This is a genomic window from Arsenicicoccus cauae (assembly GCF_043162025.1).
In the GTDB taxonomy this organism is placed as follows: Bacteria; Actinomycetota; Actinomycetes; order Actinomycetales; family Dermatophilaceae; genus Arsenicicoccus; species Arsenicicoccus cauae.
On record NZ_CP171001.1, the window covers coordinates 234147 to 246596 of the forward strand.

12 protein-coding genes are annotated in these 12450 nt (G+C 70.9%); all 12 read right to left on the reverse strand.

Annotated elements, in window-relative coordinates; genetic code table 11:
* Positions 1-300 carry an NADH-quinone oxidoreductase subunit NuoK gene (gene nuoK / locus ACF3NS_RS01100; RefSeq protein WP_019286409.1) on the reverse strand — a complete coding sequence of 100 codons (300 nt, stop codon included), beginning with the start codon at positions 298-300 and terminating at the stop codon, positions 1-3.
* A complete protein-coding gene (locus ACF3NS_RS01105) occupies positions 297-1064 on the reverse strand; it encodes an NADH-quinone oxidoreductase subunit J (RefSeq protein WP_288798116.1) in 768 nt (255 codons plus the stop codon). Before ACF3NS_RS01105 ends, nuoK begins: the two co-directional genes overlap by 4 nt.
* Positions 1061-1828 carry an NADH-quinone oxidoreductase subunit NuoI gene (gene nuoI, locus ACF3NS_RS01110; protein ID WP_392467337.1) on the reverse strand — a complete coding sequence of 256 codons (768 nt, stop codon included), beginning with the start codon at positions 1826-1828 and terminating at the stop codon, positions 1061-1063. The genes ACF3NS_RS01105 and nuoI overlap by 4 nt, the downstream gene beginning before the upstream one ends.
* Positions 1821-3218: an NADH-quinone oxidoreductase subunit NuoH gene (gene nuoH / locus ACF3NS_RS01115; protein WP_392469043.1), complete on the reverse strand. Its 1398-nt coding sequence runs from the start codon at positions 3216-3218 to the stop codon at positions 1821-1823. Before nuoH ends, nuoI begins: the two co-directional genes overlap by 8 nt.
* Positions 3219-3247: 29 nt before the next feature.
* Positions 3248-5689 (reverse strand): NADH-quinone oxidoreductase subunit G, encoded by a 2442-nt coding sequence (locus ACF3NS_RS01120; protein WP_392467338.1) that lies wholly within the window; start codon positions 5687-5689, stop codon positions 3248-3250.
* The gene (gene nuoF, locus ACF3NS_RS01125) at positions 5686-7005 is read right to left on the reverse strand and encodes an NADH-quinone oxidoreductase subunit NuoF (protein WP_288798119.1); all 1320 of its coding nucleotides are present in this window, start codon (positions 7003-7005) and stop codon (positions 5686-5688) included. The genes ACF3NS_RS01120 and nuoF overlap by 4 nt, the downstream gene beginning before the upstream one ends.
* Complete coding sequence (gene nuoE, locus ACF3NS_RS01130) at positions 7002-7934, reverse strand: NADH-quinone oxidoreductase subunit NuoE (protein ID WP_154594349.1); 933 nt, start codon at positions 7932-7934, stop codon at positions 7002-7004. Before nuoE ends, nuoF begins: the two co-directional genes overlap by 4 nt.
* Complete coding sequence (locus ACF3NS_RS01135) at positions 7934-9280, reverse strand: NADH-quinone oxidoreductase subunit D (RefSeq protein WP_288798120.1); 1347 nt, start codon at positions 9278-9280, stop codon at positions 7934-7936. Before ACF3NS_RS01135 ends, nuoE begins: the two co-directional genes overlap by 1 nt.
* Positions 9280-10020, reverse strand: coding sequence for an NADH-quinone oxidoreductase subunit C (locus ACF3NS_RS01140; RefSeq protein ID WP_154594347.1), 741 nt, complete (start codon positions 10018-10020; stop codon positions 9280-9282). Before ACF3NS_RS01140 ends, ACF3NS_RS01135 begins: the two co-directional genes overlap by 1 nt.
* Positions 10017-10571: an NADH-quinone oxidoreductase subunit B gene (locus ACF3NS_RS01145; RefSeq protein WP_154594346.1), complete on the reverse strand. Its 555-nt coding sequence runs from the start codon at positions 10569-10571 to the stop codon at positions 10017-10019. Before ACF3NS_RS01145 ends, ACF3NS_RS01140 begins: the two co-directional genes overlap by 4 nt.
* A 3-nt stretch (positions 10572-10574) precedes the next feature.
* Positions 10575-10934 carry an NADH-quinone oxidoreductase subunit A gene (locus tag ACF3NS_RS01150; RefSeq protein ID WP_288798135.1) on the reverse strand — a complete coding sequence of 120 codons (360 nt, stop codon included), beginning with the start codon at positions 10932-10934 and terminating at the stop codon, positions 10575-10577.
* A gap of 79 nt (positions 10935-11013) precedes the next feature.
* Positions 11014-12312, reverse strand: a complete 1299-nt coding sequence (locus tag ACF3NS_RS01155) for a geranylgeranyl reductase family protein (protein WP_392467340.1) — start codon at positions 12310-12312, stop codon at positions 11014-11016.
* Positions 12313-12450 lie beyond the last annotated feature (138 nt).

A 12450-nucleotide genomic window follows, 5' to 3' on the forward strand; every position in this document is an offset into this window, starting at 1 on the left:
TTACAGCTTCAGCAGGTTGGCGTCGTCGACCGAGGCCGACCGGCGAGCGCGGAAGATGGACATGATGATGGCGAGGCCCACCACGACCTCGGCCGCCGCCACCACCATCACGAACAGAGCGATGGCCTGGCCCTCGAGCGTGCCGTGCATGCGCGCGAACGTCACGAACGCCAGGTTGGCTGCGTTGAGCATGAGCTCGACGCCCATGAAGACGATGATCGCGTTGCGCCGCACGAGCACCGTGACGGCTCCGAGGCTGAACAGGATCGTCGCGAGGTAGATGTAGTTCATGAGGCTCATCGCGTGCGCCCCTCCTCGATCTCACGCTCGATGGCGTGCTCGATGTCCTCGAACTGGCCGGGCCGCGCCACCTGGCCGCGGGCCTCCAGGACAGCCGAGACCGACAGCTCGGAGGGGGTGCCGTCCGGCAGGAGTGCGGGGGTGTCGACCGCGTTGTGCCGGGCGTACACGCCGGGGGCCGGCTTGCCGGCCGGGAACCGACCGGTCTTGAAGCGTCGCTCCGAGTAGGCCCGCTGCGTGGTCTTGGGGACGAGCCGCTCGCGGTGCGCGAGCACCATCGCCGCAAGGGCAGCGGTGATGAGCAGCGCGGACGTCAGCTCGAAGGTCCAGACGTAGGGGCCGAAGATCAGGTCGGCGAGACCGTTGACGTTGCCCGCGGCGTTGGCCTTGTCCAGACCGACGGGGGCCGGGAGCCGGGACTGGCCGATCACGGCGATCAGCAGGACACCCAGGCCCAGGCCCAGCAGCACGCCCCAGGTGCGGACGCCCTTGTGGGTCTCCACCGTGGAGTCCGCCGAGTCGACGCCGATCATCATCAGGACGAACAGGAACAGCATCATCACGGCGCCGGTGTAGACGACCACCTGGACGATGCCGAGGAAGTCGGCGCCCTGGGCGAGGTAGATCGCCCCCAGGTTGACCATGATCACGGCCATGCACATGGCGGCGTAGACCGCCTTGCGGGCGAAGATCAGGCCGAGCGCCGCGAGCACGCAGACGATCGACGTGATCCAGAAGAAGACGGCCTCGCCGCTGGAGGTCATCGCCGGACTCCCTTCACCGAGTCTCGGGTGGCCTGCTGGCCGGAGCTGATCGTGTCGGTGCCCTCCACGGGGTCGCCGGTCGGCGCGGTGCCGTCGGCCGGGTGCGCGCCGTGCTCGTCGACCCACGCCTGCTGGGCGGGCGTCGCCATGGTGACGCGCCCGAGGAAGTAGTCGCGCTCCTCCATGCCCTCGACCATGGGGTGCGGCGCGGCGATCATGCCCTCCTGCACCGGGGCGAGGAGCTGGTGCTTCTCGAAGATCATCTCGCCACGCGTGTGGTCGGCGAGCTCGTAGAAGTTGGTCATCGTCAGGGCGCGCGTCGGACAGGCCTCGATGCACAGGCCGCAGAAGATGCAGCGCAGGTAGTTGATCTGGTAGACGCGGCCGTAGCGCTCGCCGGGCGAGAACCGCGCCTCCTCGGTGTTGTCGGCGCCCTCGACGAGGATCGCGTCGGCCGGGCAGGCCCAGGCGCACAGCTCGCAGCCGACGCACTTCTCGAGCCCGTCGGGGTGCCGGTTGAGCTGGTGCCGCCCGTGGAAGCGCGCCGCGGTCGGACGCTTCACCTCGGGGTACTCCTCGGTGTGGCGCTTACGGAAGAGGGTCCGCAGGCTCACGCCGAAGCCGGCCTGAGGGCCCAGGGCCTCCGTGAGGAAGCCCGCCCTGGGTCGCTCGTCGTGCTCGGCACGGTGCTCGCGGCTGACCTCGCCTCCCCTGTGGGAGGCGGGGTCGAGCGAGCTGCCGGGCTCGGGCTTGGAGTCAGCCACGGTGGTCCTCCTCGTGGTCGTTCGCGGAGCTGCGGCCCGCGGCCGAGCCGGCGGTCACCGAGCGGTGGCTCGCATGCGTGGGCTCGCGCAGCGTCTGGCCGGGCAGGGGGGGCACGGGGTGTCCGCCGGCGAAGGGGTCGATCTCGGAGGGGCGCTCGGGCTGCGCCGCCTCACGACGGGCCTCGTTGCGGCTCTCGATGAGCCAGGTCGCCACGACTGCGCCTAGCAGGAAGACCCCGATGATGATCAGCAGGGAGACGTAGAAGGACCGGCCGAAGGCCGAGACCGAGGCCTCGCCGAGGTGGCCGAGCATGGCGGCCCGGACGAAGGCCACGGCCATGACCCACACCAGGGTGAGGGGGATCAGGAGCTTCCAGCCGAACGCCATGAAGTGGTCGTAGCGCGTGCGGGGCAGCGTGCCGCGGACCCACACGAAGAAGAACATGAAGCCCCACAGCTTGAGGGTGAACCACAGCAGGCCCCACCAGCCGTGGTTGAGCATGCCGTCGTTGATCAGCGTGAGCGGCGGCGGCGCCTGCCAGCCACCGAGGAACAGCGTGGTGGCGAGGGCCGAGACCGTGAACATGTTGACGTACTCACCGAGGAAGAACATGCCGAACTTCATGCCGGAGTACTCGGTGTGGTAGCCGCCGACGATCTCGCCCTCGCCCTCGGCGAGGTCGAACGGCAGGCGGTTGGTCTCGCCGAACATGCAGATGACGTAGACGATGAACGAGAAGATCGCGGGGATCACGAACCACAGGCTCGCCTGCTTGGCGACGATCTGCGAGGTGGACATCGACCCGGCGTACAGGAAGACCGCGACCAGGGACAGGCCCATCGCGATCTCGTAGGAGATCACCTGCGCCGTGGACCGCAGACCACCGAGCAGGGGGTAGGTCGACCCGCTCGACCAGCCGGCGAGGACGAAACCGTAGGCGGCGATGGAGCCGGCCGCCAGCACGAGCAGCACGGCGACGGGTAGGTCGGTCAGCTGCAGGGGGGTGCGGTGGCCGAAGAGGTTGACCTCGCCCGCCAGCGGGATGATCGCGAACCCGATGAAGGCCGTGGACCCAGCGATGATGGGCGCCAGGTTGTACATGAACGTGTCGGCCTTGGCCGGGGTGAAGGTTTCCTTCCACACGAGCTTGAACCCGTCGGCGAGGGTCTGGAAGATGCCGCCCGGGCCGAACCGGTTGGGTCCGGGCCGCTGCTGCAGGAACCCGACGACGCGACGCTCGAACCAGATCACCACGACGACGCTGAGCATCAGGTAGACGAAGACGAGCAGCGCCTTGACGAGGGTCAGCCACCACGGAGTGTCGCTGAAGTCCGCGCGGTAGGTCCCGCCGGGGGCGAGCTCCGTCGCGAGGCGGCCGGAGCCCGCCAGGGCGGTGGCCGCGAGGGTCGGGAAAGTGCTCACTGCGCAACACCCTTCGTCAGCGTGACGACATCGCCGTTGTCGACGACGAGGCGGGAGCGGACCGACTGGCCCGCCGAGCTGGTGGGGACCCACACGACGTGGTCGGCCATGTCCTCGGTGATCCGGACGGGGTAGGCCACCGTCCCGGCGTCGGACCCGACCGTGACGATCTCTGCGTCGGACAGGCCGGCGGCCTCCGCGGTGACGGCGGACATCCGAGCCACGGGCTCGATGGCGGTGCCGGCGAGGTAGGGCTCACCGTCCTGCAGCGAGCCACCGTCGAGCAGCTGGTGCCAGGTCGCGAGGACCGCCCGGTCGCCGCCGGTGCGGCTGGGCGCCGTGGGGGCAGCGGGGTTGACCCCCTGCCGGACCCCCGTCCAGGGTCCGAGCCGGCGCATCTCGCTCTCCACCTGGCTGGCGGTCCGCGCCCCGAGGTACGACCCGAGCTCGCCCGCGAGCAGGTCGAGGACCCGGTAGTCGCTCATCAGCTCGGTCTCGAGGGCCGCCTGGAAGGGACCCACGCGCCCCTCCCAGTCGAGGAAGGCGCCGGACTTCTCGGAGAAGGCGGCCACCGGCAGCACGACGTCGGCGAGGCGGGTGACGGACGACTCCCGCAGCTCGAGCGACACGACGAACGCTCGCTCGAGGCCCTCACGGGCCGTCCTCGGATCGGGCAGGTCGTCCGCATCGACGCCGCCGACCACGAGGGCGTCGAGCTCGCCGCGCGCCGCCGCGAGCAGCATCGCCGACGTGTCCAGGCCTGGCTCGGTGGGCAGCGTCGCGGCGTCCCAGGCCTGGACCAACGAGGCGATGCCCTCAGCCGTGACGGGGCGCCCACCAGGCAGGAGGCTCGGCAGGCAGCCGGTCTCGAGCGCGCCGCGCTCCCCCGCCCGGCGCGGGATCCACGCGACACGAGCGCCCGTGGCGCGCGCCAGGTCCAGCACGCCGTAGTAGCCGCCGGAGGTGGCGGCGAGCCGCTCGCCGACCAGGATGACGGCGTCGGAGCCGGCGTCGCGCAGCGCGGTGCCAGCCTCGGCGAAGGCGCCCTCGCCGTCACGCACCGCTGAGAGCACCTCACCCTCGAGGCCCGGCGCGGCCTGCAGGACGGTGGCCCCGAGCTTGGTCGTGCCGCGGGAGGCGTAGGGCGCCACGGTGAAGATCTTGAGGCGGTTCTTGCGGAACGCCTTGCGCAGCCGGAGGAAGACGATCGGGGACTCGTCCTCGGGCTCGAGGCCCACCAGGAGGACGACCTTGGCCTGCTCGAGGTCGGCGTAGGTCACCGCGCCGTGGTCGGGCGCGGTGAGCGCCACGTGGGACGCCAGGAACTCGGCCTCCTCCACGGAGTGGGGACGGGCGCGGAAGTCGATCGAGTTGGTGCCGAGGACCGTACGCGCGAACTTGCTGTAGGCGTAGGCGTCGTGGATGGAGGCGCGGCCACCCACCAGCACGCCCGAGCTGCGGGCGCGCTCGAGGCCGGCGGCGGCCACGGCGAGCGCCTCGGGCCAGGAGGCGACGTGGAGCTCCCCGTCCTCGCGCCGCACCAGCGGCATGTCGAGCCGGTCGGCCTGCGTGGCGTACTGGAAGGCCCAGCGGCCCTTGTCGCAGTTCCACTCCTCGTTGACCTCGGGGTTGTTGGAGGCCAGGCGCCGCAGGACCACGCCGCGGCGGTGGTCGGTGCGGATGGAGCACCCGGACGCGCAGTGCTCGCAGGTGCCGGGGGTCGAGACGAGGTCGAACGGGCGCGAGCGGAACCGGTAGGCGGCCCCTGTGAGCGCGCCCACCGGACAGATCTGCACCGTGTTGCCGGAGAAGTAGGACTGGAAGGGCTTCTCCTGGTAGATGCCGATCTGCGAGGCGGCGCCGCGCTCGGTCAGCGAGATGAACGGGTCGCCGGCGATCTGCTCGGAGAAGCGCGTGCACCGCTGGCACAGGACGCACCGCTCGCGGTCGAGCAGCACCTGCGAGGAGATGTTGACCGGCTTGGCGTAGGTCCGCTTGACGTCCTCGAAGCGGGACGTCGCCCGACCGTTGGTCATCGCCTGGTTCTGCAGGGGGCACTCCCCGCCCTTGTCGCAGACCGGGCAGTCCAGCGGGTGGTTGATGAGCAGCAGCTCCATCACGCCGTCCTGGGCCTTCTCGGCCACGGGCGAGGTCAGCTGGGTCTTGACCTCCATGCCCGGCGCGATCGTCATGGTGCAGGCGGCCTGGGGCTTGGGCATGGGGGCGATCTTGCCGTCGCGCCCCGGCGTCGCGACCTCCACGAGGCACTGGCGGCAGGCGCCGGCCGGGTCCAGCAGCGGGTGGTCGCAGAAGCGCGGGATCTGGATGCCGATCTGCTCGGCGGCCCGGATGATCAGGGTGCCCTTGGGCGCCCGGACCTCGACACCGTCGATGGTCAGCGTCACCAGGTCGGCGGCGCTGGTGGTGGGGGCGGTCATCGGGACACCGACTCCTTCGCGAAGAGAGTGGACGCCTCCGGCGGGAAGAGGTCGTACCAGGGCGTGTGCATGCCGGCCTCGAACTCCTCGCGGAAGTGCTTGATGGCCGACGAGATCGGCGTGGTGGCGGCGTCGCCGAGGGCGCAGAAGGACCGGCCCAGGACGTTGTCGCAGATGTCCAGGAGCTTCTCGATGTCGCCCTCGTGCCCCTGGCCCACCTCGAGCCGCTCCATGATCTGCTTGAGCCACCAGGTGCCCTCGCGGCAGGGGGTGCACTTGCCGCAGGACTCGTGGCGGTAGAAGTCGGTCCACCGGGACACGACCCGCACGACGGACACGGTCTCGTCGAACACCTGCAGGGCGCGGGTGCCGAGCATCGAGCCGGCCGCGGCGACCGAGTCGAAGTCGAGCGGCACGTCGAGGTGCTCCTCGGTGAAGATCGGCGTCGAGGAGCCGCCCGGCGTCCAGAACTTCAGGCGGCGTCCGTCGCGCATGCCGCCGCACAGCTCGATCAGCTCGCGCATGGTGATGCCGAAGGGCGCCTCGAACTGACCCGGGTTGGTCACGTGCCCGGAGACGGAGAAGATGCCGTGGCCGGTCGACTTCTCGGTCCCCATGCCCTTGAACCACTCGGGGCCGTGGAGCAGGATCCCCGGCACGGAGGCGATGGACTCGACGTTGTTGACCGAGGTGGGGCGGGCGTACAGGCCCTGGGCCCCGGGGAACGGCGGCTTGAGGCGCGGCTGCCCGCGGCGACCCTCGAGGGAGTCGAGCAGGGCGGTCTCCTCGCCGCAGATGTAGGCGCCGGCGCCGGCGTGCACGACGATGTCGAGCCGCTTGCCGGTGCCCATGGCGTCCTCGCCGAGGTATCCCGCGGCGCGAGCCTCCTCCACGGCGCGCAGCAGGCGGCGGTAGACGTGGACGACCTCTCCGCGCAGGTAGATGAACCCCAGCTCGCCCTGGACGGCGTGGGTGGCGATGGCGAGCCCCTCGATCAGGTGGTGCGGGGCCGCCATCATGAGCGGGATGTCCTTGCAGGTGCCCGGCTCGGACTCGTCGGCGTTGACCACGATGTAGCGGGGGCCGCCGTCCGGGGGTGCCATGAAGCTCCACTTGAGGCCGGTGGGGAACCCGGCGCCTCCGCGACCGCGGATGTTGGAGTCCTTGACCGCGCCCAGCACGGCGTCGGGCTCCATCGACAGGGCCTTGCGCAGGGCCTGGTAGCCCTCCGCCCTGGCCTCGTAGGTCGCCAGCGTCCAGGAGCGCTCCTGGTCCCAGGTGCGGCTGAGGACAGGGGTCAGCGCGGTGGTGGTCACTTGGTGTCCCCCTTGGGGTCGGAGGTGTTGCCGGCGGAGGCCGCGTCGTCGACGGGCGACGTTGCGGGCTGCTTGGCCTCGGAGCTCTTGCCCGCGGCGGCCTCGGCCTCGGCCGAGCTCTGCTTCTCGCCCGGGCCGGGCTGCGCGTCGACCTTGCCATTCTCGCTCGTCCCCGCCCCGTCGGCGCCGGGGACCGGTCCGGTGGCCTCCTCGCCGGCGCGGGCGGAGGAGGGCATGTCCCAGCCGTGCTCGCGGGCGATGCGCAGGCCGCGCATGGTCGCCGCGCCGCCGCTCGGGCCCTCGTCGGCGTGCCCGTCGAGGAAGCCGGCGAGCACCCGGGACACCTCCTTGAAGGTGTGCACGCGGTCCGGCCCGCGCGTGGGACGGACGGCCTGCCCGGCGCGCAGGGCGTCGACGAGCTCCCGGGTGGACCGCGGGGTCATGTTGTCGAAGAACTCCCAGTTGGCCATCACGACGGGCGCGAAGTCGCAGGCGGCGTTGCACTCGAGCCGCTCGAGGGTGATCGTGCCGTCGGGCGTGGTCTCGTCGTGGCCGACACCGAGGTAGTCGCTGATGTCGTCCCAGATCTGGTCGCCCCCCATGACGGCGCACAGGGAGTTCGTGCAGACACCGACGAGGTAGTCGCCGTTGCGGTGGCGCTTGTACTGCGTGTAGAAGGTCGCCACGCCGGAAGCCTCGGCCGCCGTCACCCCGGCGAACTCGGCGGCCAGCTCGATGCCGCGCGTGGAGACGTAGCCGTCCACGCTCTGGACGAGGTGCAGGAGGGGCAGCAGCGCCGAGCGCTTCTGCGGGTAGCGCGCGACCACGGCCGCCGCGTCGCCGCGCAACCGCTCCGCGACCTCGGGCTCCCAGGGCTGCTCGAGGTGGTTGGGCTGGGTGCCGTAGTTGGGGGCATCGAAAGCTGACATCAGCGGTCCACTCCTCCGAGAACCGGGTCGACCGAGGCGACGGCCACGATGACCTCCGCCACCTGGGCGCCCTCGCACATCGCCGCCACGGACTGCAGGTTGTTGAATCCCGGGTCCCGGAAGTGCGCACGGTGCGGGCGGGTGCCGCCCATCGAGACGAGGTGGCAGCCGAGCTCCCCCTTGGGCGACTCCACCGCCTGGTAGGCCTGGCCCGCCGGGACGCGGAAGCCCTCGGTCACCAGCTTGAAGTGGTGGATGAGGGACTCCATCGACTCGCCCATGATCTCGCGGATGTGCTCGAGGGAGTTGCCCATCCCGTCACCGCCGATGGCCAGCTGGGCAGGCCAGGCGACCTTCTTGTCGTCGACCATGACCGGCCCGGGGGTGGCCTCCAGGCGGTCGAGGCACTGCTCGACGATCTTGAGGGACTCCCACATCTCGGTGAAGCGCAGGCGCAGGCGTCCGTAGGCGTCGGACGTGTCCCAGGTCGCCACCTCGAAGTCGTAGGTCTCGTAGCCGCAGTAGGGCTCGGCCTTGCGCAGGTCGTAGGGGTAGCCGGTCGCGCGCAGCATGGGCCCGGTGACGCCCAGCGCCATGCATCCGGTCAGGTCGAGGTAGCCGACGTTCTCCATGCGGCCCTTGAGGATGGGCTGCTCGTTGATCAGCAGCTCCAGCTCATGGATGCCGCGGCGCAGGTCCGGCAGCTCCGCGCGCAGGTCACGGATGGCCTCGGCGGGGACGTCCTGGATGACGCCGCCGGGGCGGATGTAGGCGTGGTTCATCCGCAGGCCGGTGACCGCCTCGAAGAATCGCAGGATGCGCTCGCGCTCACGGAAGCCGAACTCCATGACCGTGGTGGCGCCGAGCTCCATGCCGCCGGTGCCGGTGCAGACCAGGTGGGAGCCGATGCGGTTGAGCTCCATCATCAGGACACGGATGACGTTGGCGCGCTCGGGCACCTGGTCGGTGATGCCGAGGAGCTTCTCGATCGCCAGGCAGTAGGCGGCCTCCTGGAAGAGGGGCGTGAGGTAGTCCATGCGCGTGCAGAAGGTCACGCCCTGGGTCCAGGAGCGGTACTCCATGTTCTTCTCGATACCGGTGTGCAGGTAGCCGATGCCCACGCGGGCGTCGGTGACCGTCTCGGCGTCCAGCTCGAGGACCAGGCGGAGCACCCCGTGGGTGGAGGGGTGCTGGGGGCCCATGTTGACCACGATCCGCTCGTCGGAGTGCTCGATCGCCTCCTGGGCCAGGTCGTCCCAGTCCCCGCCGACCGAGGTCAGCTCGTAGCCCTCCTCGTCCTGGCCGGCGCCGCCGGTGGCCGTGAACTCGCTGCGTGCGGTGCTCATCAGTTGTACGACCTCCGCTGGTCCGGGGGCGGGACGGTGGCACCCTTGTACTCCACCGGGACACCGCCGAGGGGGTAGTCCTTGCGCTGGGGATGACCGGGCCAGTCGTCCGGCATCATGATGCGGGTCAGCGCCGGGTGGTCGTCGAAGACGATCCCGAAGAAGTCCCAGGTCTCGCGCTCGTGCCAGTTGACCCCCGGCCACACCGAGGTCACCGACGGGATGTGCGGGTCGGCGTCGGGGCAGCTGACCTCGAGCCGGACCCGGCGGGACCCGTGGGTGAGGGAGAGCAGGTGGTACACCGCGTGCAGCTCGGCACCCTCGACCTGGGGGTAGTGCACGCCCGACACGCCCGTGCACATCTCGAAGCGCAGACCGGGGTGGTCGCGCAGCGCCTGCGCCACGGCCACCAGGTGCTGCCGGCGGACGTGCAGGGTCATCTCGCCGCGGTCGACCACCACCCGGTCGATGGCTTCGGCGAACGACGCGGAGCCGCCCAGCAGGGCCTTCTCCAGGGTGTCGGCGACGTGGTCGAAGTACGAGCCGTAGGGGCGCTCGGACTGCCCGGGGAAGAGCACCGGGGAGACGAGGCCGCCGTACCCGGAGGTGTCACCGCCACGGGAGCCACCGAACATGCCGTGGCGCCGCCCCATCTCGACGGGACGCAGCGATCCGCCCTCGACGGGCAACCGGCGCGCGGCCTCGCCCTGCGCCTCGGCAGGGAGCATGTCGTCGGTCATGCGAGCAGGCCCTTCTGCAGGTGGAGGGGGGTGGCCTCCATGGCCGCCCGCTCGGCGGCGCGGGCCGCCTCCTCGCGGTTGACGCCCTGGGGGGACGTCTTGACGTAGTCGTGCAGCGTCAAGATGGCGTTGAACAGCATCTGCGGCCGCGGTGGGCAGCCGGGGAGGTACACGTCGACCGGCACGATGTGGTCCACGCCCTGGACGATCGCATAGTTGTTGAACATGCCCCCCGAGCTGGCGCACACGCCCATGGCGATGCACCACTTGGGCTCGGGCATCTGGTCCCAGACCTGGCGGACCACCGGGGCGAACTTCTGCGAGCAGCGGCCGGCGACGATCATCAGGTCGGCCTGGCGCGGGGTCGCCGAGAAGCGCTCCATGCCGTAGCGGGCGATGTCGAAGTCGGGGCCGCCCGAGGCCATCATCTCGATCGCGCAGCAGGCCAGGCCGAAGGTCGCGGGCCACATCGACCGGTGCAGCATCTGCCCGGCGACAGCCTCCAGCGTCGTCAGGGCGATGCCCGACGGGATCTTGTCTTCTACACCCATGGGTCAGTCCCACTCCAATCCGCCGCGACGCCAGACGTAGGCGTACGCGATGAAGACGGTCAGCACGAAGAGCACCATCTCGACCAGGGCGAAGAGCCCGAGCCGGTCGAACGCCACCGCGAACGGCAGCAGGAACAGCGACTCCACGTCGAAGATGATGAAGAGCATCGCGGTCACGTAGTACTTGACCGGGACGCGACCTCCGCCCTTGGCCACCGGGCTGGGCTCGATGCCGCACTCGTAGGAGTCGAGCTTCGCGCGGTTGTAGCGCCTGGGGCCGATGAAGCCGAAGACGAGCACCGACACCACGGCGAAGGCCACGCCGAGGGCGAAGAGGAAGAGGATCGGCACATACGGGTTGATGCTCATCCCGCCACGCACCCCTTTCGGTTGGTCTGCGACTTCATCCTAGGGTCAGCCGGGTGGGCTCGCTCACGGGCGGTCATGACGAGGGCACCAGACGGGTGAGGGCCGTGATCGCCCGGTCGGTCAGCGCGGGGCTGTGCTCGTCGGCGAGGTTGGCCATGACCTTCAGCAGCAGCTTCATCAGGGTCCGGCGCGGCAGGCCGTACCTCACCGCCAGGCGCATGACCTCGGGGTGGCCGATCAGCGAGGCGAACCCCCGGCCCAGGGTGTAGTAGCCGCCGAGCTGGTCCTTCATGACCCGTGGGTAGGCCTGCAGCACACGCTCGCGCCCCGCGTCGTCCGACCCCGCGAAGGCCTGCACCACGATCTCGGCGCTGTGCCGCCCGGCCTCCATGGCGTAGTCGATCCCCTCGCCGTTGAACGGGTTGACCATCCCCCCGGCGTCGCCGACGAGCAGCAGCCCGTCGGCGTACAGCGGCTGACGGTTGAGGGCCATGGGCAGCGCTGCTCCGCGCATGGGGGCGGTCATGGTCTCGGGGGTGCACTCCCACTCGGGAGGCAGCGTGGCCACCCAGCGGCGCAGCAGGTCCTTGTAGTCGACCTGGCCGAAGGCGGGCGACGTGTCGAGCATGCCCAGGCCTACGTTCACCCGCCCGTCGCCGAGGGCGAAGATCCAGCCGTAGCCGGGCAGCAGGATGCGCTTGGCAGCAGGGTCGGCCGGGTCGGCATACGGGTCCTCCGGCACCCATAGCTCGAGCCAGGACTCCATGTAGTCGTCGTGCGTGCGCGGGCTCGTGTAGTAGGTGCGCGCCGCGACGCCCATGGGGCGGCGGTCGAGCTTCTGGCGGCCCACGGCGGTCCCGAGCCGGCTGGAGACGCCGTCGGAGGCGATGACCACGGGTGCCCGCAGCTCGCGGACCTCGCCCGTGGCGCGCCCGTCCTGCATCACCTTGGCCTGGACGCCGACGACCCGGCCACGCTCGACGACGGGGGCGGTGACGTTCATGCCTTCCATCAGGCGGGCGCCGGTCGCGACGGCGTGCCGGGCCAGGGTCTCGTCGAGGGTCGCACGGGCGCGGGCCAGGCCGTAGCCCGGGAAGGCCGAGCTCTCCGGCCAGTCCAGCTCGAAGGTCTGCCCCGCCCCGACGATCCGCAGGCCCTTGTTGCGGATCCAGCCGTCCTCCTCGCGCGTGGAGACGCCCAGCGTCGCCAGCTCGCGGACGGCACGGGGGGTGAGCCCGTCGCCGCAGATCTTGTCGCGGGGGAAGGTGGCCTTGTCGAGCAGGAGGACGTCGAGCCCGTGGCGCGCGAGGTGGGTGGCGGTGGCCGAGCCGCCGGGACCGGCTCCGACGACGATGACGTCTGCGCTCTCCACGCCGGCAGGGCGTGGGGTCGTCCGAGAGGTCACAGTCACTCCGCATCAGTCGTCCGTCGTCGGCCGCGTCCGTGCCTGCCGTGCTCGTCGGCCTCGACGGGTCCGTCCGCCCCGGCAGGAGGCGCACCACCCCGGGAG

Excerpts from the sequence above, each read along its gene's own strand:
- ACF3NS_RS01140 (WP_154594347.1), bottom strand. The coding sequence starts at position 10,020 with ATGACCGACGACATGCTCCCTGCCGAGGCGCAGGGCGAGGCCGCGCGC.
- ACF3NS_RS01135 (WP_288798120.1), bottom strand. The coding sequence starts at position 9,280 with ATGAGCACCGCACGCAGCGAGTTCACGGCCACCGGCGGCGCCGGCCAG.
- ACF3NS_RS01145 (WP_154594346.1), bottom strand. The coding sequence starts at position 10,571 with ATGGGTGTAGAAGACAAGATCCCGTCGGGCATCGCCCTGACGACGCTG.
- ACF3NS_RS01120 (WP_392467338.1), bottom strand. The coding sequence starts at position 5,689 with ATGACCGCCCCCACCACCAGCGCCGCCGACCTGGTGACGCTGACCATC.
- nuoK (WP_019286409.1), bottom strand. The coding sequence starts at position 300 with ATGAGCCTCATGAACTACATCTACCTCGCGACGATCCTGTTCAGCCTC.
- nuoE (WP_154594349.1), bottom strand. The coding sequence starts at position 7,934 with ATGTCAGCTTTCGATGCCCCCAACTACGGCACCCAGCCCAACCACCTC.
- ACF3NS_RS01105 (WP_288798116.1), bottom strand. The coding sequence starts at position 1,064 with ATGACCTCCAGCGGCGAGGCCGTCTTCTTCTGGATCACGTCGATCGTC.